Here is a 26,057-nt window from a genome sequence, read left to right as displayed (position 1 = left end):
GGGCCTCCGGCGGATTGGGTTGTCCTGAGGTTCAACGGCCGAAGGGGTGAACCGGGACGGTGCACGGCTTCCTGCCGCCGTGGTGATCACGTGCTGGAGCGCACCACCAGGGTGGGCGTGATGATGGCGGAGTGGGCCTCGTCACCGTTGAGCAGGAGGCTCAGCGCTGCCACGGCCGCTTCTCCCACCGCCCGAAAGTCCTGACGGACGGTGGTCAGCGGCGGCAGGAACGACTCCGAGCCCAACGCATCGTCGAACCCCACCACCCGGACCTCGCCGGGCACCCTCCGCCCCGCCAACTGGAGTGCGGTCATGGAGCCCAGTGCGAGGTGGTCGTTGGCCGCGAAGATCCCGTCCACGCGCCCATCCAGACCGGTCATCAACGGGCTGGCATCCGCGGCGTCCCAGGATCCGGCCTGGAGGACGATCGGCTCGAGGTTGGCCGCCGCGCAGCCGGCGAGGTAGCCCTCGTGGCGCAACCGCGCGTCGATCCATTCGGTGGGCCCCTCCACGTGGGCGATCCGCGTGGCCCCCCGCCCGACGAGGTGTTCGACGGCCATCACCGCCCCCGCCCGGTGATCCACCGCGACCCCGACGGCCAGCGGCGGCAACTCGTTGACCTGACCCACGTAGACCGTGGGCAGCCGGCTGGCCACCGTGTTGACCCACTCCCCCGGCTCGTAGCGTCCGCCGAGGATCACCACACCGTCTGCCCCTACCGGCACCAGTTCGCGCAGCGCAAGCCCGCCGAGCTCAAACCTGACGACGGAGGTGGAGATGTGCAGGCCCAGCGCCGCCAACTGCTGGCAGATCACGACGTAGGTGGTGGCGTGGCCGTGGAGCAGCGGCACCGCGTCGATGATGTGAATGGACCCGGTGCGCCGGGCCGACAGTGAACGCGCCGCCATGTTGGGCCGGTAGTTGAGCTCCTCAATGGCGGCCAGCACGCGGGCGCGCGTGGCCTCGGCCACCACGTCCACGCCGCGCACCACCCGCGATGCCGTCTGCATCGAGACCCCCGCGGCCTCGGCGATGTCGCGGAGATTCGCCCGCTCCCCCCGCCTGCTCATGGCCGCGGCTCGTAGCGCACGGTTCTCGCCGACGCGCCGATCACGGCGTTGCGGTCCCGCGGATCCAGCTGGCCCATGATCTCGAGCTGCGCGAGCAGCGAGCCGAGGACGGAGGCCTCCACCGGCCCGGCGATGACCGGCACCCCGATCGCGTCGGCGGTGAGCTGGCAGAGCAGCGCGTTGCGGGAGCCACCACCGACGAGGTTCAGCTGCTTGGCTGAGCGGCCGGTGAGGGCCGCGAGATCCGCCGCCCCTCGCGCGTACCGGGCGGCAAACGACTCGAGGACCACCCTCACGACGGCCCCCTCGTCGAGCCCCTCCACGTCAGCGCCCTGGGCGCGCAGCGCGTCGGTCACCCGCCCCACCATGCCTCCGGGCTGCGCGAACTGCGGCTCGTCGGGGTTGATCAGGTAGCCCAGCGGCTCGGCGGCCCTGGCCCGCCCCACCAGTTCCACGATGTCGTGGACGCCGCCGGTGGCCCTCCACTCACGCTGGCACTCCTGCAGGATCCACAGCCCCGTGATGTTGAACAGGGGGCGTAGCCCGTCGTCGGCGCGGGCCTCGTTGGTGAGGCCCAACTGGTACGCCTCCCGCGACATGAGCGGCTCGTCGCGGAGCACGCCCAACACGGACCAGGACCCGCAGGACAGGAAGAGGGACTCGTCGTCCACGTCGCGCTGAAGTGCGTGAACCGCGCAAGCGGTGTCGTGCGCACCGGCGGTGACCACCGACAGCTGCTCCAACCCGGCGACGGTGCACGGCCCGATGACGGCGTGTTCGCGGGTGACCTCCCCCACCCAGTGTCGCGGGATGCCCAGCGCGTCGAAGACCTCGTCGCTGAACTCGTGGGCCCCCGGGCGGCAGAGACCCGTCGATGACGCGTGTGACCGGGACCAGCCCCGGACCCCGGAGAGCAGGTAGGTGAAGTAGTCGGGCAGCAGGAGGATCTGATCCACCCTCGCCGCGACCTCCGGCTCCTCCGCCAGGAAGGCGAACAGCTGGTTGGCGGTGTTGATGGTGGCCGGCGCGATGCCGGTGGCGTCCCAGGCGGCCTGGTCGCTGAGACGAGCGCGGAAAGACGCGTGCGTCCGGGCGGTGCGTTCGTCGCGGTACGCGCGGCCGGGGGTGAGCCGATCGCCTTCGGCATCGAGGGGGACGTAGTCCACGCCCCAGGTGTCGACGGAGACGCTGATGGCGTCGGGGAAGCGGGCGACGGCGTCCCGCAGCCCCGCGACCACCTCGGCCCAGATGAAGTCCAGATCCCACGCCAGGTAGCCGCCGCGCAGCATCGCCTCGTGGGCGAACCTCCGCACCTCCACCTCCTCAACCCTGCCGTCGCGGAAGGTGCCGGCGATGACCCGGCCCGACGACGAGCCGAGGTCCACGGCCAGCGCGGTGACTGGATTCACGGTGGTCCTCCTGGTGGGATCGGGACGGCGGGGGGGGGGGTTAACCCCCGCCGCGTTCCCAGTATGGGTCGCGGCGGGGTCACCGCCTCAGGCTGGGGGAACCCGAGACGTCAGTTGTAGAGCGGACCGAACTGCGCGCAGGCGCGGTAGTCGGCGCTCTCCAGATCGGCGGAACCGAAGCCCAGCCAGTTCTTCGGGCGGAAGATCCGCTCCCTTGACACGTTGTGCATGTTGACGGGGATGCGGAGCATCGAGGCCATCGTGATGAGCTGGTGGCCGATGTGGCCGTAGCTGATCGCGCCGTGGTTGGAGCCCCAGGCGTTCATCACGTCGTAGACAGAGGTGAAGGCGCCCTCGCCGGTGATGGTGGGCACGAACCAGGTGGTGGGCCACCCCGGATCGGTCCTCAGCTCGATGGTCTTGGCCACCTCGTCGGGCAGTTCGACGGTGTAGCCCTCGGCCAGCTGCAGCACCGGCCCCAGCCCGTCGACCCAGTTGATGCGGGTCATGGTGACCGGCACGTCTCCCGCGGAGCGGAAGTGGGTGGAGAAGCCGCCGCCGCGGAAGTAGCCGGTGTTGGCCGGGTGGAAGGTGGTGGCCTCGGTCATCGCGGCGATGTCCTCGTCCGTCAGCTCCCACCAGGGCTTGATGCAGGCGTTGCCGTCGGCGTCCTTCGCGGCGAAGGTGCCGTCCAGGGTGGTGGCGCCGGAGTTGCGCAGGTCGATGACGCCCTGGGCCGCGCGGCCCTCGGGGCGGTGCCCCGTGACGCGTTCGATGGCATCGGCGCTCCAGTAGGTGCGCACGTCGGAGAAGATCTGCGCACGGTTGGTCAGCAGGTAGTTGAACAGCATCGACGCGCCGTTGAGGTTGTCGTTCTCCGTGGCCATGACCTGTGGTTGGCGCTTGCCGTTCCAGTCGAACTGCGTGTTGAGGAGGGTCTCCATCAGGTCGCCGTTGGGCAGATAGTCGGTCCACTGCCGCTGCCCCTGGAAGCCGGAGACGAGCGCGCCGTGCCCCAGCGCCTCCTCGGCGAACCCCTTCTCGGCGAGCTTCGGGTTGCCGATCATGAGGTCGCGGCCGATGAGGACGAGCTTGGTGACGTATGCCCACCACTCCTCGTGGTCCTCGGCGGAGCGCTGCCATTCCTCGGGGTTGAAGTCCTCCCCCTGGACGAGGTTCTCGCGCACCCAGGCGTAGGCCTGCTCGTAATCGGCCTCGTCGTAGATGCCGAGCTTGATGCGGCGCTCGAGCTCCACCATGTCCACGTACTCGTTGCGCATGCCGAGCCAGTAGTTCCAGAACTCCTCCTTGACCACGCAGCCGGCGATGCCCATGGACACCCCGCCGATGGAGAGGAAGGACTTGCCCCGCATCAACGCGACGGCGAGGCCGGCGCCCGCGTAGTCCAGCAGCCGCTGGCGCACGTCGTCGGGAATGGAGTCGTCGTCGGCGTCGCGGACCTCTTCGCCGTAGATGCCGAAGGCGGGGATGCCCAGCTGGGTGTGGCCGGCGAGCGCGGCGGCCAGGTAGACGGCCCCCGGACGCTCCGAGCCGTTGAAACCCCAGATGGCGTGGGGCATGGTGCGGTCCATGTCGATGGTTTCGGAGCCGTACGCCCAGCACGGCGTGACCGACAGCGTCAGGCCCACGTTCTCGCGCTTGAACTTCTCAGCCGTGGCCTGAGCCTCGGGAACTCGGCCGATCGTCGAGTCGGCGATGACCACCTGGACGGGGGTGCCGTCTGGGTAGCGCAGTTCGGCCTCATACAGCTCCTTGACGCGCAGAGCCATGTTCATGGTCTGGTCCTCGAGGCTTTCACGGACGCCGTTGCGCCGCCCGTCGATGATGGGGCGAATGCCGATCTTGGGGTAGTTGGACACGAAACACACCTTCTTTGATCAATGTCTTGCGGTTCTCTTGGGTGCCGGTGCGGTGCGGTGGGCGCAGCTGGCCGGCAGGGGCTACGCCCGGGGTACGGGATGTGGGGGCGTGGGACGGGGTGGGCCCGAAGGCCCACCCCGTATCTCTCACTCGTAGAGGTTTGCGGCGATGTCGGGATCGTCGATGTTGCTGGCGTCGTACCAGGCGAAGCCGGAGTCGATGATCTTCGGCAGCTCCTGGCCGTCGATGGCGCGGATGGCCGCGACGACGGTCTCGTAGCCCATCTTGACGGGCGACTGGGTGATGGCGCCGGCCTGCTGGCCGTTGCGGATGGCGTCGAGTTGGGCCTTACCGGAGTCGAAGCCCACGACGGTCAGTTCCTTGCCGGACTCGATGGCGCCCTGGAGCGCGCCGATGGCCGAGGCCTCGTTGGAGCCGTAGATGCCGGTGATGTCCGCGTTGGCCTGGATGAGGGCCTTGGCGGTGTTGGCGGCGAGACCCACCTCGCCCGCGTACTGCGGGTCAAGGACCTTGATGTCGGGCGCGTTGGCGGCCATGTACTCCTGGAAGCCCTCGCAGCGCTGCTTGCCGGTGGCCGAGGTCTGGTCGTGGCAGACCATGCCGACGGTGCCGGTGCCGCCGAGCAGCTCGACCATGTTCTTGGCCGCCTCAGCAGCCGCGGCCTTGTTGTCGGTGGAGACGGTGGTCAGCGGGATGTCGGAATCCACACCCGAGTCGAAGGCGATGATCGGGATGTTGGCGGCCTGGATCTCGGCCAGGACGGGGCCGGCTGCGCCGGAGTCCAGGGCGGCGAAGCCGATGGCGGCCGGAGCCGACTGCAGGGCGGTGCGGAGCTGATCGAGCTGCTGGGTGACGGCCTGCTCGTTCTCCGGGCCGACGAACTCGACCTTGTAGTTGTATTCCTTGCCGGCCTCCTCCGCGCCCTGCTTGACGGCCTGCCAGAAGCGGTGCTGGAAGCCCTTGGAGACGAGGTAGATGGTCTGGGTGCCGTCGCCCATGGGGACGTCACCCTCGGCGGGAGCCGAGGACTCGGCGGGAGCCGACGACTCGGCGGGAGCCGAGCTGCTCTCTGCCGGGGCCGGCGCGGAGGAGGTGGTGGTGGACGAGGTGGAGCAGGCGGTGAGGCCCAGGACAAGCACTGACGACACTGCCAGTGCGGAGCGCAGCATGCGCATGGCGGTTTCCTTTCGGTTTCTGGGAGGACCGCCCTCCCGTGACGTGGATGAAGTTGTGGGTGGATCTAGACGGCGGAGGCGCGCTGACGGCGCAGAATGTCCGCGTAGACGGCGAGGAGGACGACGACGCCGGTCACGACGAGCTGCCACTGCTGGGCGACGCCCATCATCTGGAGGCCGACGGTCAGCGTCATCATGAGCAGGGCGCCCATCATGGTGCCGACGATGTTGGCGCGGCCACCGGAGAGCGAGGTGCCGCCGATGACCACGGCCGCGATGACCTGGAGCTCCATGCCCAGACCCTCAGCGGGCTGGACGAAGCCGAAGCGGCCGGAGTAGAGGATGGCGCCGAAGGCGGTGAACACGCCGGCGGTGACATAGACGAGCGCCTTCCAGAACTTCACATTGATGCCCGACAGCCGGGTGGCCTCCTCGTTGGAGCCGATCGCCAGGGCGTAGCGCCCGAGCAGGGTCTTCCCGAGGATGACGGCGGCGATGATGCCCATGAAGACGAAGATGAGCGCCGCGTTGGACAGGAAGGGGATGATCCGCCCGTTGGAGATCAGCGAATAGTCCGGGTTGGCGATCTTGATGCTGGAGGCGTTGGAGATGATCAGCGACAACCCTCGGGTGACCATCATCATCGCGAGCGTGGCGATGAACGGCGGGATGTGGAGATACGCGATGAGGAGGCCGTTGACCAGGCCCATCGCCGCGCCCACCACGATGGTGAGGAGCAGGCCGATGCCCAGGGGGAGGTTCATGAACTCCGCGGACATGAACACGCCCGCCATGACGGCGGTGAACGTCATGCCGGTGCCCACCGACAGGTCGATGCCGCCCGTGGCAATCACGAACGTCGCCCCGAGCGCCATCGTGCCGATGGCGGCGGCCTGGAGCAGGATGTTGGGGATGACGACGCCGGCGTTGAAGTTGGGCGCGAAGATCATGAAGAAGACGAACACCACGATCAGCGCGGCGAAGACGAACACCTGCTGCAGTGACGACTTGAGGAACTGCTGCACCCGGGAGGGTTCGGCTGGTGCTGCCTTGGTGGCGGTGTCAGTGCTCACGCTGCGTGTCCTTTCAACTGAGCCATGCCGACGGTGGCGAGCTCCATGATGTTCTCCTGGGAGGCGTCCTCGTTGTCGAGGAAACCGGTGATGTGCCCGTGTGCCATGACGGCGATGCGGTGCGACACGCGCAGCACCTCCGGCAGCTCGGACGAGATGACGATGATCGCCTTGCCCTGACCGGACAGTTGCTCGATGAGGTTGTAGATCTCCTCCTTGGCGCCGACGTCGATGCCGCGGGTGGGCTCGTCGAAGATCAGCACGTCACAGTTGCGCACGAGCCATTTCGCGATGACCACCTTCTGCTGGTTGCCGCCCGAGAGCTTTCCCAGCAGCTGATTCACGTTGGGGGTCTTGACGCGCAGCTTCTGCGAGTACTCGGTGCCGACAGTCTTGATCTTGCCGTCGAGGATGAAGCCGCCGATGTGGAAGTCCTTCATGGCCGCCATGGCCGTGTTGGCCTTGACGTCCTGATCCAGCAGGACGCCGAACTGCTTCCGGTCCTCGGAGAGGTAGCCGATGCCGGCGCGGACGGCGTCTGCCGCGGTGCGGATGTTCACCTTCTGGCCGTGCACGAAGATGTCTCCGCTGGTGCGCGGGTCCGCGCCGAAGACGGCACGAGCCACCTCGGTGCGCCCAGCGCCCATCAGCCCTGCGAACCCGAGCACCTCGCCCTTGCGGACCTCGAAGCCCACGTCCCGCACAAGTTTCTTGCTGTTGAGGCCTTCAACCTTGAGGACCACCTCGTCGGAGATCGGCTTGGTCCGGGGGCGGGCATCGCCCGAGACCTCGCGGCCCACCATCATCGAGATGATCTCGCGGATCTCGACCTCCTTGGTGACGACAGTTCCGATGTACTGGCCGTCGCGCAGCACGGAGACTCGATCGGTGATCTCCTCGATCTCCGGCATACGGTGGGAGATGTAGATCAGGCCGGTCTCCGGCGTGATGAAGTCGCGGATCATGCCGAAGAGCGCGTCGGTTTCGGCGAGCGTGAGGGCCGCCGTCGGCTCGTCCATGACCAGGATCCGCGAATCGTAGGACAGGGCGCGCGCGATCTCGACCATCTGCTGGCGCGCGACGGAGAGGTCGCGGACATAGGTCTTGGGATTGAGGTTCATGCCGAGCCTGTCGATCAGCTCTGCGGCCTCACGGTTGAGCTTGGCGTCGTCGATGTAGCCGCCCTTGTGGCTGCCGGGGCGGCCGAGGAACAGGTTCTGGGCGACGGTGAGGTCAGGAACCATGTTGAGTTCCTGATGGATGATGCTGAGGCCAAGGTCACGGGCATGGTTGGTGTTGCGTACCTCCACCCGCTTGCCCTGCAGCCAGATTTCCGCCCCGGGGTCTGGGGTGTAGATGCCGGTGAGGATCTTCATCAGCGTGGACTTGCCGGCGCCGTTCTCGCCGCACAGGCCGAGCACCTCGCCCGCATTGAGATCCAGGTGGACGTTGCTCAGCGCTTTCACGCCGGGGAACGTCTTCGAGACGTTCTTCAGCTCTAGAAGTTTGGTCACACGTACTCCTTCGTACCTGCCGGATCGGTTGGGCTCTCGCGCCCAGCCCGACGGATGCTAACGCTATCATTCCGCGAACCGAGGTGCCACCGTCGTTACCGAACTGTGACGAACGTATACCCGTAGGGGTATAGACTGTGCGCATGAAGCTACGCATGCCCCTCCTCGCCCTCCTCGTCGCCGTCGCCGCCCTGCTCGGGCTCAGCGGATGCTCCGACGCCGGCGCCGACGCCGCACGCACGGCAATCACCGACGGCGCCACGGTCATCGATGTGCGCACCCCCTCCGAGTACGCGGCCGGCAACATCGAAGGCGCGCTCAACATCGACGTCCAGGCCGCGGACTTCGCCGACCGCGTCGGAGAGCTCCCCAAGGACGACACCTACGTCGTGTACTGCCGCTCCGGCAACCGGTCCGCTGCGGCGATCGACATCATGGAGGACCTGGGCTTCACCAGCCTCATCGACGGCGGCGCCTACACCTCCCTGAAGTAGCCCCAGACCGAAAACGGCGTGTGGCCGGCCCCCGAAGGGCACAGACCCCCACCCCTTTGAACACTGTTTCGTCTCCCCTGTTTCCTCCCCCTCTCTGAATTGTCCCCAGCCAAAAGACGGTTTGTGGCCGGCCCCCGAAGGGACCGGCCACACGCCGTTCGAACCGTGGTTCAGCTCACTTGGCGCCCATGGTGGTGCCGGCGGAGCGGAGGTTCTCGCACGCCTCCACGATGCGGGCGGCCATGCCGGCCTCGGCCAGCTTGCCCCACGCGCGCGGGTCGTAGTGCTTCTTGTTGCCCACCTCGCCGTCGACCTTGAGGACGCCGTCGTAGTTGCTGAACATGTGACCGACGACGGGACGGGTGTACGCGTACTGCGTGTCCGTGTCCACGTTCATCTTGATGACGCCGAAGTCAACCGCGTCGGAGATCTCCTGTGCGGTGGAGCCGGAACCGCCGTGGAAGACCAGGTCGAACGGCTTGTCCTTGCCGTACTTGGCGCCGACGGCGTCCTGGATCTCCTTGAGCACCTCGGGACGCAGCTTGACCGCGCCCGGCTTGTACACACCGTGCACGTTGCCGAAGGTGAGGGCCGTCATGTAGCGACCCTTCTCGCCCAGGCCGAGCACCTCGATGGTGCGCATGCCGTCTTCGATGGTGGTGTAGAGCTTGTCGTTGATTTCGGCGGAGACGCCGTCCTCTTCGCCACCGACGACACCGACCTCGATCTCGAGGATGATGTTGGCGGCCTTGGTGAGGGCGAGCAGCTCGTCAGCGATCTGCAGGTTCTCCTCCATCGGCACGGCCGAGCCGTCCCACATGTGGGACTGGAACAGGGGGAGCTGTCCGTTCTTCACGCGCTCGGCCGAGATGGCCAGCAGCGGACGGACGAACGAGTCCAGCTTGTCCTTGGGGCAGTGGTCGGTGTGCAGCGCGATCTGGATGGGGTAGTTCTTCGCCACCTCCTGCGCGTACGCCGCGAGCGCAGCGGCGCCGGTGACCTTGTCCTTGATGGTGGACCCGGAGGCGTACTCGGCGCCGCCGGTCGAAACCTGGATGATGCCGTCAGAGCCAGCCTCCGCGAACCCCTGGATGGCCGCGGTCACCGTCGACGATGAGGTGATGTTGATAGCCGGGTAGGCGAACTTGTTCGCCTTGGCCCGATCGAGCATTTCGGCGTAGATCTCGGGAGTAGCAATGGGCATGGATGCCTCTTTTCTGAGTGAGACTTCGGGTCGCCCCAACCTTATCGCCTCAGGGTCCCGGGAGGGAGGGCGGGGTCAGCACTCAGGAGCGCTCAGCTCAGAGCACCCTGTCGAGCGCTGAGACGTCCAATCCGACGCGGCCGAGCGAGTAGGCCCGGGCAGCCGAGTCGATCACCGCCGGGCTGGCGTCGACGAAGCTTGCGGGCACCTTGGCCACCGCGACACCGTCGGCCTCCAGTACGACGGACGGCCCGGCACCGGAGAGTCCTCCGGTGAGCTTGAGGGCCGTGACGCGATCCCACGGGACTGGCGGCGCAGGCGGGGTGACGAACTCGACACCGTCGGGATCGAGGTAGAACGCGACTCCGTCCTGGATGCGGCCAAGGTCACGCTTGGCGCGCTGCAGGCCGAACACCGAGACCACGATCCAGAAAGCCGACGAGCCCACCCAGATCGCCACCATGGCGATGGTCCACTCCTGCGGCCAGTCGCGTCCGATGGTGAGGATGATGACGGCCAGGATGGCCAGCGAGATGACGGTGGAGATGATCCGCCAGCGGAGCGCACCGCGCTTCTGTGTCACGCGGGCCGCCGTCGGAAGGGGGGTCAGGCCCGCCGCGAAACGCTCTGGCTGCATGGTCGCCACAATAGCCCGCGGGTCAGCGAGGGCCGGCGTGCTGGAGGCTCCAGTGGTACATCGCGATGGCCGCGGCGGCGCCGGCGTTCATCGAGCGGGTCGATCCCCGCTGCGTGATCGCGACGAGGCGCTCGCACCCCGCGACCATCGCCTCGGTCAGGCCCGGGCCCTCGGAGCCGAAGACCAGGCAGCAGCGCTCTGGGAGCTGTGCGGTCTCGAGCGGCACCGACCCTGGAAGATTGTCGACCCCGATCGGGGTCACGCCCTGCTCGGCGAGGTGAGCCAACAGCGACGCCTCGTCCTCGTGGTGGACAACGTGCAGGTAGCGGTCGGTCACCATCGCTCCCCTGCGGTTCCACCGTCGCCTACCCACGATGTGCACCGCCGCGACATTGAAGGCGTTGGCCGTGCGGACGATGGAGCCGATGTTGAAGTCGTGCTCCCAGTTCTGGATTGCCACCTGCAGAGGCACCCGCGTCCGGTCGAGGTCCGCAACGATCGCCTCCATCCGCCAGTAGCGGTACCGGTCGATCACGTTGCGGCGGTCGCCCTCAGCGAGGAGCTCGGGATCCAGGCGCTCGTCGTCGGGCCAGGGCTGGGGGTGCGGGCCGACACCGACGGTGGGCGCCGTCGGGTCGTGGGGCTCGGCGTCGGTCACGGAGCGAAGCTTGTCCCACTCCGTCCTGAGAGGCAAGCGACGGGGACGCGACAGCGCCCCGGCCGATCGGCCGGGGCGCTGTGTGGGTGGATCAGGCGGCCTGCTGGATCGCGGAGATCTCAACCTCGATGGCGACCTTGTCCGAGACCAGGAAGCCGCCGGTCTCGAGGGCGGCGTTCCAGGTGAGACCGAAGTCAGAGCGCAGGATGTCGGTGGAGCCCTCGAAGCCGACGCGGACGTTGCCGAAGGGGTCCTTCGCCGCGCCCTGGTACTCCAGCGGGAGGGTGATGGAGCGCGTGGTGTCCTTGATGGTCAGGTCACCGGTCACCTCGACGACGTCGCCCTTGATCGCGAAGTCGGTGCCCTTGAAGGTCCAGGTGGGGTGGTTCTCGACGTCGAAGAAGTCGGCGGAGCGGATGTGACCGTCGCGGTCGGCGTTGCGGGTGGTGATCGACGCAGCGTCGATGGTGACGTCCAGCTTGGTGTTGGCGGGGTTGGCGGCGTCGACAACTGCTGCACCCTCGAACTGCTCGAAGGAGCCGCGGACCTTGGTGACCATCGCGTGGCGGGTCACGAAGGAGAAGGTGCTGTGGGAGGGATCGAGAACGTAGGTGCCGTTGAGTTCGTTGAGGGCCATGAGGTGTTCCTTTCGTGGGCTGTTGGTACAACCTTAAACGACTGTTGTTGAAATGTCAACCAGTTCAGAGATTCATCACACCCGAGTCCATTTCGACGCCGCCGCGGGCGCTTCGCGCCGCGGCGGGCTCAACCAGCGACGATCCTTCCCCTGGGCATGCGCGAGGCCCGCCCCCACGCATGGGAGCGGGCCTCGGCGCGCAGGTCAGCTGGAGAACGGGGGACGGTAGCCGCCCTCGCCCTGCGTGGGATTCTGCGACGGCGGGGGCACCGCCGGCTGGGCCGGGGGCTGGTCCTGGGCGCGCTGCGGCGGCTGGTAGGGCTGGGCCACGTCGTCGTACCTGGGCGCCTGGATCTGCTGCTGCGGCTCAGGTGAGGCGGTGGGACGCTGCGAGATCTCTCCGAAGTTCACGTCGGGGGCCTGGCGCACGATCGGGTCGTTGACCTCGAAGTAGGTGGCCTTCTCGAACTTCGCGAAGCCGGCGATGATGTTGCTCGGGACCGATTCGATGCGCGTGTTGTAATCACGCACGTTGGCGTTGTAGAAGCGGCGCGAGGCGGCGATCCGGTCCTCGGTATCGGTCAGTTCGCGCTGCAGCTCGAGGAAGTTGGTGTTGGACTTCAGATCCGGGTAGGCCTCGACCGAGACCAGCAGGTTGTGCACGGCCTGCGTCAGCTCGGACTCGACGGCGGCGCGCTGCTCGCTCGGCTGCCCGTGGCTCTGCTGGGAGAGGGATCGGGCGGTGTTGCGCAGGGCGGTGATCTGCTCGAGCGTGTTGCGCTCGTGCGCGGCGTAGCCGCGGACGGTCTCGACCAGGTTGGGGATCAGCTCGTAGCGGCGGTTGAGCTCAACATCGATCTGGCGCCACGACTCCTGGATCAGGTTGCGGCTACGGACGAAGCCGTTGTAGGCGCTCACGCCCCAGCCCACCACGGCGAGAGCGACGACGACCAGGACGATGAGGATGATCAGGATGATGTCCACGGGGGTCTCCTTCTAACAGTCGTCTTCACGGTAGCGCAGCCGAGGATTCACCCGCAGCAACACCAGAGGCCCACTACTGCTGGTGATGGGCGTCCAGGAACTGGTACACCTCGGTGTCGTCGACGCCTGGGAAGGTGCCGGGAGGCAGCGCGGCCAGCAGGTGGGCGTGGGTGCGGGCGCTCGGCCAGGAGTGCCCCGACCACCTCGTCGCCAGGTCCTCGGGGGCGCGCCTGCAGCAGGAGGGGTCCGGGCATCTGGACACGGAGTGCTCCCTCGTGTCGCGGCCGCGGAACCACTTCGAGTCCCGGTACCGCACCCCGATCCCCGTGGAGAACAGACCCGAGCCGGTCTGTTCGACCCGCGCGGTGCACCAGAAGGTGCCCGTGGGCGTGTCCGTGTACTGGTTGAAGGCGTTGAACTTGTCCGCGACATCGAACACCTCGCGAGAGGTCCAGTACCTGCAGGCGGGCTGACCCTCGATGGCGCCGAGATTGTCGCGGGGGAACGCCACTCCGTCGTTCTCGTAGGCCTTGTAGATGATCCCCGACTCGTGGACTCGCTGGAAGTGCACTGGGATCCCGAGGTGCTTCGTCGCCAGGTTGGTGAACCGGTGCGCGGCCGCCTCGTAGCTGACGGCGAAGGAATCCCGCAGGTCCTCCAGCGCCAGCTCCCGGCGCGCCTTCGCCTTCTGGAGGAACTCGACGGCGGGTCCCTCCGGGAGCAGGAGGGCCGCGGCGAAGTAGTTGGTCTCGATGCGCTGACGGAGGAAGTCGCCGTAGTTGGCCGGCGGCGCGTGGTCCAGGATGTGATGGCCGAGCGCCTGCAGGAGGACCGATCGGGGGTCGTACTCCCTGGACCAGGCCGCGGCCAGATAGATGCGTTTGTTCTTCAGGTCCATCACCGAGCGCGTGGAATGCGGCAGGTCCCCCACGTGGTGCAGCGTGAAGCCGAGGTGCGTCGTGATCTCACCGATGAGGTGCTGAGACAGAGGGCCGGAGACGTACCCGCATCGCTTCAGCAGGGCGGCGGCCTGTTCCTCGATGGCACCGAAGTAGTTGTCGCGCCCCCGCATCTCGTCGCGGAGCTGCGCGTTCGCCCGCCGCGCCTCCTCAGGCGTGGCCATCCGTTCCGCGGCGTCGTGGGCGAGCTCCCGGTGCAGGGCGACGAGCGCCTCGAGCACATCGATTGGCATCCGGGGCGAGATCCGCACCACGGGCAACCCCTTGGCCCGGGCCAGCGGGGACCGCATCAGGCGCTCCAGCTCGATCTCGAGCTGCGCCCGGCGGCTGGGCACGGGTGCGGTCAGGTCATCCAGGGTCGCCTCGTAGACCCGGGCCAGCGTCTGGAGCTGCGAAAGGCGGGCCTCGCGCTTGCCGTTCTCCATGAGCGACAGCTGGGAGGCGGCCAGCCCGGACTCCTCCGATACCTGCGACAGGGTGAGGCCGCGCTCCTTGCGGAGGTGGCGGAGCCGTCGTCCCAGTGAAAACGGGTCGAAAGGCCCCTCGAGGTCTGGGGCTCGGACGGGTCCATCGTCGTTGACTGGCATGAAATTGATGCTAACGGAATTTCTGCGTTTCTTCACCAAGAATTTCTGACTAAATGCTGGCGGATCCGCCCAGGATGGTGACATCGCACCGCACGAGGCAGCAGAGAAGCCGCCACCACCGGAAGGAAATCCCATGAACGACCCGATGTCCGCAGAGCTCCTGAAGTACGACTGGAAGATCAACCCCCGCTGGACCCACGTCCAGCGCGACTACACAGCCGACGACGTGGTCCGCCTCCGCGGCCGCGTCCAGGAGGAGCACACCCTGGCACGGCGCGGCGCCGAGAAGCTCTGGGAGCAGCTGCACAGCGAGGACTTCGTCAATGCGCTGGGCGCGCTGACCGGCAACCAGGCCGTTCAGCAGGTCAAGGCCGGCCTCAAGGCCATCTACCTCTCCGGCTGGCAGGTGGCCGCCGACGCCAACCTCTCCGGGCACACCTACCCGGACCAGTCGCTGTACCCGGCCAACTCGGTGCCCCAGGTGGTCCGGCGGATCAACAACGCGCTGCTGCGCGCGGACCAGATCGAGCACGCCGAGGGCATCCGCACGGTCGAGGACTGGCTGGTCCCCATCGTCGCCGACGCCGAGGCCGGCTTCGGCGGGAGCCTCAACGCCTACGAGCTGATGAAGTCCATGATCTCCTCCGGCGCGGCCGGCGTGCACTGGGAGGATCAGCTGGCGGCGGAGAAGAAGTGCGGCCACCTCGGCGGCAAGGTGCTCATCCCCACCCAGCAGCACGAGCGCACCCTCAACGCGGCCCGGTTGGCGGCTGATGTCGCGGGCGTGCCGACGGTGATCATCGCCCGCACGGACGCCGAGGCCGCCACCCTGATCACCTCCGACGTCGACGAGCGCGATCAGGAGTTCATCACCGGCGAGCGCACCAGCGAAGGCTTCTACAAGGTGCGCCCCGGCATGGAGCCGAGCATCGCCCGCGGCAAGGCCTACGCAAAGTACGCCGACCTGCTCTGGATGGAGACCGGCGTCCCGGACCTGGCCGCCGCCAAGGAGTTCGCAGAGGCCATCAAGGCTGAGCACCCTGACCAGATGCTGGCCTACAACTGCTCGCCGTCGTTCAACTGGAGGAAGCACCTCGACGACGACACCATCGCGAAGTTCCAGCGCGAGCTGGGCGCCATGGGCTACGCCTTCCAGTTCATCACCCTGGCCGGGTTCCACGCCCTCAACTACTCCATGTTCGATCTGGCTGAGGGCTACGCCACCCGCCAGATGAGCGCCTACGTGGAGCTGCAGGAGCGCGAGTTCGCCGCCGAGGCACGCGGCTACACCGCCACCCGTCACCAGCGGGAGGTCGGCACCGGCTACTTCGACGCCATCGCCGCCGCGATCAACCCCTCCAGCTCCACCACCGCCCTCGAGGACTCCACCGAGTCCGCGCAGTTCTGACCCCACCTCGCACTCAAGCAAGGAGCACTCCCATGACGATGACACTCACCGCCCCCACCCAGCCCCACCCCCCGTCGGAGACCCACGCCCCCGTCGGGCGCCTGTGGGTGGACCGGACGCTCGTGGACTTCCTGGACCGCGAGGCACTGCCCGTGGCCGGGGTGGACCGCGAGCGGTTCTGGGCCGGCTTCGAGCGCGTCTTCGGGGAGTTCTCCGAGCGCAACCGCGGCCTCCTCGATGAGCGGGACCGGATGCAGGGCGCCATCGACGCCTTCCATCGCGCCACCCCCGGCACCCCGTATGCGCCGCACTACCGGGCGCTGCTGCGGGAGATCGGGTACCTGCTCGACGAGCCCACCGGGGTCCGGGCCCGCACCACGAACGTGGACGCGGAGATCGCGGAGATGGCGGGCCCGCAGTTGGTGGTCCCGGTCACCAACCGCAGGTTCGCGATCAACGCCGCCAACGCCCGGTGGGGCTCGCTGTACGACGCGCTGTACGGCACCGACGCCATCAGCGACGACGGAGGGGCGGGCCGGGGGGCCAGGTACAACCCGGCGCGCGGCCAGCGGGTCATCGCGTGGGCCAGGGAGTTCCTGGACCGCGCGGCCCCCCTGGCCTTGGGCTCCCACAGCGAGGTGGTGAGCTACGGGGCAGGGAAGGAGCTGCGGGCGACGCTCGGCTCGGGCGAGACCGTCGGACTCGCGACGCCGTGGGCGTACGTGGGCTACCGCGGTCCGGCGGAGTCGCCGTCGGCCATCCTGATCGAGAACAACGGCCTGCACATCGAGCTCCGGATCGACCCCACCGGGCCGATCGGCCGCTCCGATCTGGCGGGGATCGACGACATCGTCCTGGAGTCCGCCGTCACCGCCATCATGGACTTCGAGGATTCGGTGTCCACCGTCGACGGCCCCGACAAGGCGATCGGCTACCGCACCTGGCTCGAGCTCAACGCAGGCACCGCCTCGGAGGAGATGGAGAAGGGCGGGCACTCGTTCCTCCGGACCCTGGCCGACGACCGCACCTTCACCCGGGCCGACGGCGGGGAGCTCACCCTGCACGGGCGGGCGCTGATGCTGTGCCGCAACGTGGGGCACCTGATGACCACACCCGCCGTCCTCGACTCCGAGGGCCGCGAGCTCCCCGAGGGCATCCTCGACGCACTGGTCACCAGCCTGTGCGCCATCCCGGGGCTGTCGTCGCACAACCCGCGGCGCAACTCACGCACGGGATCGATCTACATCGTCAAGCCCAAGCAGCACGGGCCGGCCGAGGTGGCCTTCACCAGCGACCTGTTCGCCGCCGTCGAGGACGTGCTGGGCCTGCCCCGCACCACGCTGAAGATGGGGATCATGGACGAGGAGCGGCGCACCACCCTCAACCTCGCGGCCTGCATTGCGGAGGCGGCGGACCGGATCATCTTCATCAACACCGGCTTCCTGGACCGCACCGGCGACGAGATCCACACTTCGATGGAGGCCGGGCCAATGATCCGCAAGGCGGAGATGAAGCAGGCCGCCTGGATGCAGGCCTACGAGGACTGGAACGTCGACGTCGGCATCGCCTGCGGCCTGCCGGGCCGGGCGCAGATCGGCAAGGGCATGTGGGCGAAGACGGACCTGATGGCGGACATGGTGGCCGAGAAGATCGCTCATCCCTCCTCGGGGGCGACCACCGCGTGGGTCCCCTCCCCGACCGCCGCGACACTGCACGCCACCCACTACCACCGCGTCGACGCGCGGGGGCGGCTGGACGAGATCGCGGAGCGTGGGCGGCGGGCGTCGCTGGATCAGCTGCTCGAGATCCCACTGGCGCCCAGCACCCGGTGGACCGCCGAGGAGCGGCAGCAGGAGGTGGACAACTCGTGCCAGTCCATCCTGGGCTACGTCGTCCGCTGGATCGACCAGGGCGTCGGGTGCTCGAAGGTGCCCGACATCACCGACACCTCGCTCATGGAGGACCGGGCCACCTGCCGGATCAGCTCCCAGATGCTGGCCAACTGGATCCGGCACGGCATCGTCACCGAGGGGTTCGTCGTCGAGGCGCTGAAGCGGATGGCGCGGGTGGTCGACGCGCAGAACGCCGACGATCCGGCCTACCGGCCGATGTCGCCGGGTGTCGCGGGCGGTGGGGCGTTCGAGGACTCGATCGCGTGGTGCGCGGCGAGGGACCTGGTGATCCAGGGCGCGTGGTCGCCGTCGGGCTACACCGAGCCGATCCTCCACGCGCGGCGCCGCGAGTACAAGGCGCGGTACGGGCTCAGCTGAGGCCGAGGTCCGCCAGATCCACCGCGTAGCGGTACTCAAGACCGGCGTCGCCGACCTTCTCGGCGGCGCCGGTCCCGCGGTCCACCACCACGGCCACCGCGACAACCTCGCCCCCCGCCTCGCGCACGGCCTCGACGGCGGTCAGTGCCGAGCCCCCCGTCGTGGAGGTGTCCTCGACCACGAGCACGCGGCGACCCGCCACCTCGGTGCCCTCGATCCGGCGCTGCATCCCGTGCCCCTTGGCGGACTTGCGCACCACGAAGGCGTCAAGCCGGCCACCCTCGGCAGCCTTGGCGTGCAGCATCGCGGTGGCGACGGGGTCAGCGCCGAGGGTGAGCCCGCCGACGGCGTCGAAGTCCAGGTCCGCGACCAGCTCGTTCATCACGCGACCGACCAGGGGCGAGGCGGCGCCGTCGAGGGTGACGCGGCGCATGTCGATGTAGTAGTCGGCCTCTTTGCCGGACGCCAGCGTGACCTTGCCGTGCACGACGGCGAGGGCCTTGATGTGTCCGATGAGTTCGCTGCGGTCTGTCATTTCATCTCCGTTGTATCCAGGACGCCGAAACCGACGGCGCGGTCCGGGGTGTCGATGAGGTCTTCGTGGGTGGTCAGAGTGAGGATGGCCTCGGTGGGCGCGAGGTCGGGTTTCCCGGGGACGGGCTCGAGGACCCAGGAGTCGTCGCGGTGCACCGTCAGCTGCGAGGGCGGGAGCGTGACCCGGTAGGTGTAGATGGCCTGGGCTGTCTCGATGACCACCTCATCGTCCACCTGGACGCTGAGCAGGTCCGCGAAGGGTGCCCCGTGCGTGAGCCTGAGCCCGGCGAGGGCGACGTTGCCGACCTGCCCCGGGAGCGCCGTCGACGGGTACCACCCGACGGATTCTGTGAGCAGGTCTTCGTCCACGCCTGCGGCGATGGGCCATTCGAGGTTCTGTCCCGGGAGGCGCAGGATCCAGGCCAGCTCGCCCGGGCCGGGGGCCAGCTCCGCTGGGAGTTCGCCGTCCTCGGCGGGCGGCGTAGGTGTCGCGGTGGCCCACTGGTCGCGGAGCTGGGCCACGCTTTCGGCGGCCGCGCCGCGGGCGAGCCACGTGGTGCCGAAGACCTGCCAGGCGAGGAATCCGGTGACTGCGAGTGTCGCGGCGAGGATCACGAGCCCGCTGACGGTCAGCGGCGACACGCGACGCCGCGACTCGGCGCCGCGGGACGGCTGCTCAGGCCCTGCCTGGTCCGACTCGGGCTCGACGGCACGGGATGGGCTGACGGGCTTGCCCGAGCCGTCTTGCTCAGCAGCGACCGCAGGCTCGTCACCCTCGCCCTCGCCGGCGGCCCGCTTCGCTTCCATGCGCGCCATTCTTCCCTAACCGGCCCGCCGTGGTGGTCCCGCTCCCAGGCGCCAACCACATCGAGCGATTCAAGGCCGCCGCACGGTAGAGGCCAGGAGTCAGGCGCGACGCCCGCGGCAGCGGGACGCGAGTTCGAGGCTTCACGCTCAGGAGGAGGTGGGGTGACCGGCACTGGGGTCCCGTCTCCGCGCTTGGGCGCCTCGGGCCGAGGGGAGAGCGGTGAGGGTAGCGCCCGTCACCCCTCCGCGACACCCGCGGAGTCGAACGTCGCCATCTCCCGCAGGATGCGCGCGGCCGCCTGGACCGTCGGCAACGCCAGCGCGGCGCCGGTGCCCTCGCCGAGGCGGAGATCCAGGTCCACGAGCGGCTGCAGGTCCAGCCACGTGAGCGCCGCCTTGATGCCGGGCTCGACGCCCGCGTGACCCGCGATCAGGTATCCGGTCACCGCCTCGTCGAAACCCGCCGCGACACACGCCGCCGATGCCGCGATCACCCCGTCGATGATCACCGGCACCCGGCGCGCCGCCGCGCCGAGGATGAAGCCCGCCAGGGCTGCGTGCTCGAGCCCGCCGACTGCGGCCAGGACCCCCAGCGGGTCCGCGGGGTCCGGGCGGTGCAGGGCCAACGCGCCCTCGATCACGGCGATCTTCCTGCTCAGCATGTCGTCGCCGGCGCCGGCCCCGCGGCCCGTCACGGAGGTCACGGGAAGGCCCGAGAACGCGGCGATCAGCGCGCTGGCGGGCGTGGTGTTCCCGATGCCCATCTCGCCGGTGAGGAGGATGTCGGCGCCGCCGTCGATGGCCTCGTTGGCCGCCTCGATGCCCACCTCGAGGGCCGCCCGGGCCTCATCGAGCGTGAGGGCCGGCTCGACGGAGAAGTCGCGGGTCCCGGACCGGACCTTGCGGGCGCGGATCCCGGGGTGCTCCGGCACCTCCACCGCGACACCCACATCCGTGACCCACACGTCGGCCCCCACCTGGCGGGCGATGGCGTTGATGGCCGCGCCGCCCGAGGCGATGTTGAGCGCCATCTGGACCGTGACCTCCTGCGGCCAGGGGCTGATGCCCTGCACGCAGACGCCGTGGTCGCCGGCGAACAGGCCGATGACGGCGTGCTCGGGCAGCGGGGGCGGGCAGGCGTCGGCGATGGCCGCGAGCCGGTTGCCGATCTCCTCCAGCCGGCCGAGGCTCCCGGCGGGCTTGGTGAGGGTCAACTGCCTGGCGCGGGCCGCCGCCAAGGCGTCGGCGGAGGCGGGGCGGAGGGCGGCGAGGGTGTCGTCGAGGAGGGTCATGGCGTCCTTGTCTTCGATGGTTGGATGGGCTGGTGATTCTGATCCTTGGTGGCACCGCGGAGGGCTGACGGCTGGCCGAGGTGTTGGTGGGACGCGATGCGGTGCTCTCGTTGGCCGGCCGGACCCGCGCCCCCCCCTCGTGGCGGGAGAGGTGCGGATCGGAGGCTTCGGAGGGGTCGACGTGCTGGTGACCAAGGACGCCCGCGGCCCGCATACCGACGCGAAACTGGCTGTGGCCGCCGAGCGGGGCGCCGCCGTCGTGATGATCCGGCGTCCTGCGTCGCCCTTGGGGTGCCCGAGGTAGCCGATGTCGCGGCCGCCCTGGCCTGGCTGGGCTGACGTCACGGCCGGCCGTTGAGGGCGGAGAAGGCTGCGGCCAACCGACGGTGGACGTCGGGGGTGCGAACGGCGAACCGCAGCCAGGTGGGGCCGAGGCCGGGGAACGTCTCTCCGCGCCGCACGGCGAATCCGCGTTCGGCAAGCGGCTCCCGCAGCGACATCGGCGACAGCGCCGAGGCGTCGGCCAGCACAAATGGCGCGTGACCATGGACGACGGCAAGTCCCGCGTCCGTGAGGCGCGCGGCGAGATCCGCTCTGGCCCGTGCGGCCTCCTCCGCGAGGCGGGAGGCCTCGGCGGAGGCGCGCGGGGAGGTGCAGGCCACGGACGCGCGGATCGCGGGTGTGGACACCGACCACGGCGGTTGCTGGGCAGCCAGGAGCGCGATGAGGGCCGGGTCGCCGATCACGTAGCCCACCCGCAGGCCTGCTAGCCCCCAGGTCTTCGTGAGCGAGCGCAGCACGAGGCGCCCCGGCATCGTGGGCGCGATGAGGGTCTCGGTTTCGCCAGGGATCGCGTCCATGAAGGCCTCGTCGACGACGAGAATCCCGGCCGGGAGCGCGGCGAGGTCCGCCGCGAGGTGGAGGACGCCGGTGGGGTTGGTGGGGTTGCCGACGATGATCAGGTCCGCCGCCGGAACCTGGGAGGGGACGAGCCGGAAGCCGGTGTCGGGCCGGAGCAGGTGGCGGCGGGGGTCGCGGCCGGCGGCCCGCAGCGCCGCCTCAGGCTCGGTGAACTGCGGGTGGACGACCAGCGCGTCGCCGGGGAGGGCGCGGGCGATGAGGGTGAACGCCTCGGCGGCGCCGGCGACCGGGAGCACGATGGCGGGGTCGACGCCGTGGTGGGCGGCGATGGCGTCGCGGGCGGGGCGGGGGTCGGGGTAGGCGGCGAGATCGCCGTCGCCGAAGATCTCCTCTGCCAGCCAGGTGGGTGTCGCGGGGACCCGGACGTTGACGGCGAGGTCGACGAGGCCGGGGGCGAGGTCGCGGTCGCCGTGGTGCAGGAGGTCCACGGTGCCGGGCACGAGCCGGGTCGGGTCGGGGGTGCGCGGTTGCTGTTCCTCCAGGCAGGGTCTCGGCCCCCTCAGGGGGTCGGGATCCGATCTGGAGGAACGCTGGCCGCGCGGGTGGGTCGAGCCTGCCTCGGGATCGTCCAGCTCCGCCGTCTCCCCCCGCTCCCTGAGGAGCCCCGGCACCGAAGGCACCTCCGGCGCCCCCACCCGCTCCCTGAGGAGCCCCGGCACCGAAGGCACCTCCGGCGCCCCCACCCGCTCCCTGAGGAGCCCCGGCGCCGAAGGCGCCTCGGGCGTCTCGAAGGGTTGTGACCCAGGTCCCCACGCAGGCTTGGGTTCTCGACCCTTCGAGACGGTCCCCGCCGCTTCGCGGGCGGACCTCCTCAGGGAGCGAAGAGAGACGGCCGCTTCTACTCGCTCCTGGGCATGTGCTGCGTCGGCGAAGCGCTGGGCCAACTGTGGGTGGCCGGCCCAGTGGACGTGCAGGTACGACGCGTGGAGGGTCTCCCCCGCGACACCGTCATCCCTGCCGTCCAACAGCCAGGCCGGCCCGACAGCTGCGGTCTCGCCCGCGGCCGCATCCAGACTCACCGTCGTGCGGTGGAACTCGTGCCCCGTCACCTCCTCGTCGGGGCGGCCGAGCAACGTGTCCCGCGACGACACCGCGACCCTGTAGCCCATCGTCAATCGCGGCCCCATCGTCGCGTCCGCCTCGACGGCGCCCACCATCCCGCGACCGTCCAGGCTCCGGCACAGGTACAGCAGCCCGGCGCACTCCGCGACCGTCGGCAGCCCGCCCGCGACAGCAGCCCGGATCTCCCCCGTCAACGGCGAATTCGACGCCAACTCCCCCGCGTACACCTCCGGGAACCCGCCGCCGAGCCACAGCCCGGCCGTCCCCTCCGGCAGCGCGGAATCCACGAGCGGGTCGAACTCCACCACCCGGCACCCCGCCGCCTCCAACAGTTCGTCGGTCTCCGGATAGCGGAACGTGAACGCCCGTCCCCCGGCCACGGCCACCACCGGCCGCCGGTCCGACGGCGGCGACACCTCCCGCGCCGGATCCCACGGGGCGACGTCCAGCTCCGGCGCCCCAACGGCCACCGCCAGCAGCGCCTCCACATCAACGTGCTCGGCCACCACCTCGCCCATCGCCGCGACCCTCGAGTCGTCGCGTTCGGCCACCGGCACCAGGCCCAGGTGTCGCGACGGCGCCTCGATGTCCAACGCCCTCGGCAGCACCCCCAGCACCGGCAGCCCCACCTCCTCGACGGCGGCGCGAGCCTCCGCGGCGTGCCGGTCGCTCCCCACCTGGTTGAGGATCACCCCCGCCACGCGCACGCGGGGGTCGAACCGCGCCATGCCCAGCGCCACCGCGCCGACGCTCCGCGAGGTGTGCCGCGCGTCGATCACGAGCACCACCGGAGAGTCCAGCAGCCGCGCCACGTGCGCCGTCGACCCGAATCCGCCGGTGCCGAGGCGCCCGTCGAACAGCCCCATCACGCCCTCGATCACCGCGACATCCGCCCCCGCCGCACCGTGCGCGAACAGGGGCCCCATCCGCGCCTCGCCGCACAGGAACGGATCGAGGTTCCGGCCCGGCCGGCCGGTGGCGAGGCCGTGGTAGCCGGGGTCGATGTAGTCCGGCCCCACCTTGAACGGCGCCACCTCCAGCCCGCGCGCCCGCAACGCGGCCATCAGCCCCGTCGCCACCGTCGTCTTCCCCTGCCCCGACGACGGCGCCGCGATCACCAGCCGGCTCACCATTCGATGCCCGCCTGACCGCGCTGGCCCTGCTGGAAGGGGTGCTTGACGAGGGCCATCTCCGTGACGAGGCACCGCGACGATCGGCCGCTGCCGCAGGTCGCGCGTGTGGGCGCGCTCAACGCGACCCCTCCACCACGTACGCCCAACTCACCACTGCGCGCGCGGGCGTCCACCCCAACAGGCGGCCGATGGGTGCGGCGTGCTCGTGGTGCAGCCGGGCGAGCTGCCCGCCCCACCGTCGGTACGCCGCGACACACACCTCCTCGGCCTCCACCGTCACCCCGTGCACGACGAGCCGGCCCCCCACCGGAAGCGCATCAACCGCCCGCTCCAGCAACGAGGCAGTCGCTCCCCCGCCGATGAACACCGCGTCGGGCCGGGGCAGGCCATCCACCGCCTCCGCGACACCGGCCTCCACCAGCCGAACCGCCCCCGCGGGCGCCAGCCGGGCCGAGTTCGCCGCGACCCTCGCCGCCCGCTCCGGCACCCGTTCGACGGCGACCGCCCGGGCCCCGTCGGCCGCCCGGCACCACTCGATGGCCACCGAGCCGGCTCCCGCGCCGAGGTCCCACAGCAACTCGCCTGCCAGCGGCCGCAGCAGCGCCAACGCGGACGCGCGGATGTGTCGCTTGGTGATGAGCCCGTCGTGTTCGAAGACGTCGTCCGGGAGGCCGGGGGTGCGGCCGAGCAGGGCGCCGTCGGGGTCGATGATCATTGGCGGATTCCATCCGGAAGGAGAGCGAGCACCTGGTCGAGGTCGCGCGGCGCGCCGGCGAGCCCCAGGCGGGCCGCGAGCTCCAGGGGCCAGGGGCGGCGCAGCTGGGCGGCGCGGAGCAGTACCTCGTCTCCGAGCAGCGACGGCGGCCCCTGCGTCACGTGACCATCCAGCACCACGGCCACGTCGTCGGCCCAGGCCAGGGCGAGGTCGACGTCGTGGGTGGCCAACACGATCCCCGCGTCCAGACCGGACAGCGTGGCCAGCAGGTCGGCGACCCCTGCGGGATCGAGCCCGGCCGTCGGCTCGTCGAGCAGCAGCAGGTCTGGCCGCATCGCCACCGCCCCCGCCAGCGCCACGCGCTTGCGTTCGCCGAAGCTCAGCTGGTGCGTGGGGCGGGCGGCGAGGTGGGCGATGCCGAGCAGCGCGAGAGCCTCATTGGTGCGGGCGCGGGCGTCGTCGTCGCTGAGTCCGAGGTTGAGCGGGCCGAAGGAGACGTCCTGGGTGACATCGGCGGAGAAAAGCTGGTCGTCCGGGTCCTGCAGCACCAACTGGACGCGGCGGCGGTGCGCCCGCAGCGCGGCCCGCGTGTGGGTGAGCGGCTGCCCGTCGAGGGTGACCCGGCCGTCGGCGGCAGGCAGGGCCCCTGCCAGGCACTGCAGAAGTGTGGTCTTGCCCGAACCGTTGGCGCCGAGGAGCGCCACCCGCCGCCCCGACGCGGCGGAGAGGTTCGCCCCCGTCAACACGGCCGAGCCGCCCGGATACCCGACGACGACCCCCTCGGCCCGGAGCATCACGCCACCGCCCAGCAGGCCAGCCAGATGCCGGCGACGAGGGCGGCCCCCGCAGCCGGGGCCCAGGGGCGGGTGCGGCCCACGGGCCGTAGCGTCGGCAGCGCATCCTCATAGCCGCGCAACTCCAGGCCCGCCTGCAGCCGGGTGGCGCGGCGCCAACTCATCAGCAGGACGGTGCCGATGCCGTCGACGGCGGCCTGGAACCGACGACTGAAGGGCGCGTCGCCCCCGAGACGGGCGGCCTGCGCGGCCTGCAGCGCCAGCGCGCTGCTGAGCAGCACGAACAGCAGCCGGTACATCAGTGCGGCGATCTCCAGCAGCGGGCCGGGGAGGCCGCGGCGATGCAGCCAGCCCAGCACGTCACTCATCGGCGTGGTAGTGGCCAGCAGCAGGACGGCCAAGGTCCCCGCGACGCCGTGCGCGAGCATCTCCGCCGCCCGGAGCCCGCCGTCGGCGGTGATGCGCAGCCCGTCGCCCACCTCGACCGCGAGCGGCAACGCCCCCACCACGAGGAATGCCAGCGGAGGCAGCGCGACGGCGGCCACCAGACCCGGCCGGATGCGGGCCGGTCCTAGCATGAGGATCAGCGACGCCCCCGCCACCAGCAGGGTCCCAGGCCAGGCCGGCGTCAGCAGAGCGGTCAGCACCAGAGCGACGGCGAGCCCCACCTTGTGCCCCACAGGGATCGCCCGCCAGGGCCCTGCCCAGGCGGCGTCGTCGACGGCGGTGACGTGGATGCTCACGGGCGTGCGCCGGACGTCGAATGACGGGTGAGGTGGCGGTCGCTGCCGCGCACCGCGCCCCGAGTGTGACTCCCG

General features: G+C 69.9%; 23 protein-coding genes. 3 read left to right on the top strand and 20 right to left on the bottom strand.

The genetic code is table 11. The features are described from left to right. Positions 1-86: 86 nt before the first annotated feature. From ACZK39_RS10175 to ACZK39_RS10150, 6 genes are all read right to left on the bottom strand, one after another. Positions 87-1,070, bottom strand: coding sequence for a LacI family DNA-binding transcriptional regulator (locus tag ACZK39_RS10175; protein WP_463613245.1), 984 nt, complete (start codon positions 1,068-1,070; stop codon positions 87-89). After that, entirely contained in the window at positions 1,067-2,479 is a 1,413-nt protein-coding gene (locus ACZK39_RS10170; protein WP_463613244.1) for a rhamnulokinase, read from the bottom strand. Before ACZK39_RS10170 ends, ACZK39_RS10175 begins: the two co-directional genes overlap by 4 nt. Before the next feature lie 110 nt (positions 2,480-2,589). Next, entirely contained in the window at positions 2,590-4,359 is a 1,770-nt protein-coding gene (locus ACZK39_RS10165) for an L-fucose isomerase (protein WP_463613243.1), read from the bottom strand. A 147-nt stretch (positions 4,360-4,506) separates the two neighbouring features. Further along, entirely contained in the window at positions 4,507-5,556 is a 1,050-nt protein-coding gene (locus tag ACZK39_RS10160) for an ABC transporter substrate-binding protein (protein WP_182798689.1), read from the bottom strand. A gap of 65 nt (positions 5,557-5,621) precedes the next feature. Continuing rightward, complete coding sequence (locus ACZK39_RS10155) at positions 5,622-6,629, bottom strand: ABC transporter permease (protein ID WP_370585674.1); 1,008 nt, start codon at positions 6,627-6,629, stop codon at positions 5,622-5,624. Then, a complete protein-coding gene (locus ACZK39_RS10150; protein WP_463613242.1) occupies positions 6,626-8,143 on the bottom strand; it encodes a sugar ABC transporter ATP-binding protein in 1,518 nt (505 codons plus the stop codon). The genes ACZK39_RS10155 and ACZK39_RS10150 overlap by 4 nt, the downstream gene beginning before the upstream one ends. Positions 8,144-8,286: 143 nt before the next feature. Here ACZK39_RS10150 and ACZK39_RS10145 point away from each other — a divergent pair, with 143 nt between their 5' ends. After that, positions 8,287-8,637: a rhodanese-like domain-containing protein gene (locus tag ACZK39_RS10145; RefSeq protein ID WP_459055067.1), complete on the top strand. Its 351-nt coding sequence runs from the start codon at positions 8,287-8,289 to the stop codon at positions 8,635-8,637. 175 nt (positions 8,638-8,812) lie between these two features. On the opposite strand, the gene fbaA is transcribed toward ACZK39_RS10145, so the two are convergent. The 6 genes from fbaA to ACZK39_RS10115 form a co-directional block, all read right to left on the bottom strand. Beyond that, positions 8,813-9,841, bottom strand: a complete 1,029-nt coding sequence (gene fbaA, locus ACZK39_RS10140; protein ID WP_182781645.1) for a class II fructose-bisphosphate aldolase — start codon at positions 9,839-9,841, stop codon at positions 8,813-8,815. A gap of 97 nt (positions 9,842-9,938) precedes the next feature. Beyond that, complete coding sequence (locus ACZK39_RS10135) at positions 9,939-10,478, bottom strand: hypothetical protein (RefSeq protein WP_182798691.1); 540 nt, start codon at positions 10,476-10,478, stop codon at positions 9,939-9,941. A gap of 22 nt (positions 10,479-10,500) precedes the next feature. After that, a complete protein-coding gene (locus ACZK39_RS10130) occupies positions 10,501-11,136 on the bottom strand; it encodes a TrmH family RNA methyltransferase (protein ID WP_459055070.1) in 636 nt (211 codons plus the stop codon). Between the two features lie 91 nt (positions 11,137-11,227). After that, entirely contained in the window at positions 11,228-11,773 is a 546-nt protein-coding gene (locus ACZK39_RS10125) for a YceI family protein (RefSeq protein ID WP_463613241.1), read from the bottom strand. 204 nt (positions 11,774-11,977) lie between these two features. Beyond that, complete coding sequence (locus ACZK39_RS10120) at positions 11,978-12,757, bottom strand: LemA family protein (protein ID WP_182781641.1); 780 nt, start codon at positions 12,755-12,757, stop codon at positions 11,978-11,980. Positions 12,758-12,830: 73 nt separating this feature from the next. Continuing rightward, complete coding sequence (locus tag ACZK39_RS10115; protein ID WP_463613240.1) at positions 12,831-14,303, bottom strand: helix-turn-helix domain-containing protein; 1,473 nt, start codon at positions 14,301-14,303, stop codon at positions 12,831-12,833. Between the two features lie 133 nt (positions 14,304-14,436). On the opposite strand from ACZK39_RS10115, the gene aceA reads away from it, so the two are divergent. After that, on the top strand, positions 14,437-15,711 hold the full coding sequence (gene aceA / locus ACZK39_RS10110) for an isocitrate lyase (RefSeq protein WP_182781639.1): 1,275 nt from the start codon (positions 14,437-14,439) through the stop codon (positions 15,709-15,711). 32 nt (positions 15,712-15,743) lie between these two features. Beyond that, the gene (locus ACZK39_RS10105) at positions 15,744-17,981 is read left to right on the top strand and encodes a malate synthase G (RefSeq protein WP_463613239.1); all 2,238 of its coding nucleotides are present in this window, start codon (positions 15,744-15,746) and stop codon (positions 17,979-17,981) included. Here ACZK39_RS10105 and pyrE read toward each other — a convergent pair. The 8 genes from pyrE to cbiQ form a co-directional block, all read right to left on the bottom strand. Then, entirely contained in the window at positions 17,974-18,516 is a 543-nt protein-coding gene (pyrE, locus tag ACZK39_RS10100) for an orotate phosphoribosyltransferase (RefSeq protein WP_463613238.1), read from the bottom strand. The two genes, ACZK39_RS10105 and pyrE, sit on opposite strands and share 8 nt — an antisense overlap. Beyond that, on the bottom strand, positions 18,513-19,322 hold the full coding sequence (locus ACZK39_RS10095) for a sortase domain-containing protein (RefSeq protein ID WP_463613237.1): 810 nt from the start codon (positions 19,320-19,322) through the stop codon (positions 18,513-18,515). The genes pyrE and ACZK39_RS10095 overlap by 4 nt, the downstream gene beginning before the upstream one ends. A gap of 236 nt (positions 19,323-19,558) precedes the next feature. After that, positions 19,559-20,614, bottom strand: a complete 1,056-nt coding sequence (gene cobT, locus ACZK39_RS10090; protein ID WP_459055078.1) for a nicotinate-nucleotide--dimethylbenzimidazole phosphoribosyltransferase — start codon at positions 20,612-20,614, stop codon at positions 19,559-19,561. Positions 20,615-20,955: 341 nt separating this feature from the next. Next, positions 20,956-23,730, bottom strand: coding sequence for a bifunctional hydrogenobyrinic acid a,c-diamide synthase/histidinol phosphate aminotransferase CobBC (gene cobBC, locus ACZK39_RS10085; protein WP_463613236.1), 2,775 nt, complete (start codon positions 23,728-23,730; stop codon positions 20,956-20,958). Next, complete coding sequence (locus ACZK39_RS10080; RefSeq protein WP_459055082.1) at positions 23,724-23,849, bottom strand: hypothetical protein; 126 nt, start codon at positions 23,847-23,849, stop codon at positions 23,724-23,726. Before ACZK39_RS10080 ends, cobBC begins: the two co-directional genes overlap by 7 nt. Next, positions 23,846-24,445, bottom strand: a complete 600-nt coding sequence (cbiT, locus tag ACZK39_RS10075; protein WP_182781635.1) for a precorrin-6Y C5,15-methyltransferase (decarboxylating) subunit CbiT — start codon at positions 24,443-24,445, stop codon at positions 23,846-23,848. Before cbiT ends, ACZK39_RS10080 begins: the two co-directional genes overlap by 4 nt. Continuing rightward, positions 24,442-25,254 (bottom strand): energy-coupling factor ABC transporter ATP-binding protein, encoded by an 813-nt coding sequence (locus tag ACZK39_RS10070; RefSeq protein ID WP_370585683.1) that lies wholly within the window; start codon positions 25,252-25,254, stop codon positions 24,442-24,444. The genes cbiT and ACZK39_RS10070 overlap by 4 nt, the downstream gene beginning before the upstream one ends. Then, on the bottom strand, positions 25,239-25,982 hold the full coding sequence (gene cbiQ, locus ACZK39_RS10065) for a cobalt ECF transporter T component CbiQ (protein WP_182781633.1): 744 nt from the start codon (positions 25,980-25,982) through the stop codon (positions 25,239-25,241). The genes ACZK39_RS10070 and cbiQ overlap by 16 nt, the downstream gene beginning before the upstream one ends. Positions 25,983-26,057 lie beyond the last annotated feature (75 nt).

This window comes from Tessaracoccus luoxuelianae (genome assembly GCF_055326245.1).
The sequence above is the reverse complement of the archived record's forward strand: the minus strand, read 5'-3'. Positions and strand labels throughout refer to the sequence as shown.

Bases quoted from the DNA above. Each gene is read 5' to 3' on its own strand.
- ACZK39_RS10125 (WP_463613241.1), bottom strand. From the start codon at position 11,773: ATGGCCCTCAACGAACTCAACGGCACCTACGTTCTCGATCCCTCCCAC.
- ACZK39_RS10145 (WP_459055067.1), top strand. From the start codon at position 8,287: ATGAAGCTACGCATGCCCCTCCTCGCCCTCCTCGTCGCCGTCGCCGCC.
- cobBC (WP_463613236.1), bottom strand. From the start codon at position 23,730: ATGGTGAGCCGGCTGGTGATCGCGGCGCCGTCGTCGGGGCAGGGGAAG.
- ACZK39_RS10095 (WP_463613237.1), bottom strand. From the start codon at position 19,322: ATGGAAGCGAAGCGGGCCGCCGGCGAGGGCGAGGGTGACGAGCCTGCG.
- ACZK39_RS10105 (WP_463613239.1), top strand. From the start codon at position 15,744: ATGACGATGACACTCACCGCCCCCACCCAGCCCCACCCCCCGTCGGAG.
- ACZK39_RS10135 (WP_182798691.1), bottom strand. From the start codon at position 10,478: ATGCAGCCAGAGCGTTTCGCGGCGGGCCTGACCCCCCTTCCGACGGCG.
- cobT (WP_459055078.1), bottom strand. From the start codon at position 20,614: ATGACCCTCCTCGACGACACCCTCGCCGCCCTCCGCCCCGCCTCCGCC.
- ACZK39_RS10160 (WP_182798689.1), bottom strand. From the start codon at position 5,556: ATGCGCATGCTGCGCTCCGCACTGGCAGTGTCGTCAGTGCTTGTCCTG.
- pyrE (WP_463613238.1), bottom strand. From the start codon at position 18,516: ATGACAGACCGCAGCGAACTCATCGGACACATCAAGGCCCTCGCCGTC.
- fbaA (WP_182781645.1), bottom strand. From the start codon at position 9,841: ATGCCCATTGCTACTCCCGAGATCTACGCCGAAATGCTCGATCGGGCC.
- ACZK39_RS10175 (WP_463613245.1), bottom strand. From the start codon at position 1,070: ATGAGCAGGCGGGGGGAGCGGGCGAATCTCCGCGACATCGCCGAGGCC.
- aceA (WP_182781639.1), top strand. From the start codon at position 14,437: ATGAACGACCCGATGTCCGCAGAGCTCCTGAAGTACGACTGGAAGATC.
- ACZK39_RS10115 (WP_463613240.1), bottom strand. From the start codon at position 14,303: ATGCCAGTCAACGACGATGGACCCGTCCGAGCCCCAGACCTCGAGGGG.
- cbiT (WP_182781635.1), bottom strand. From the start codon at position 24,445: ATGATCATCGACCCCGACGGCGCCCTGCTCGGCCGCACCCCCGGCCTC.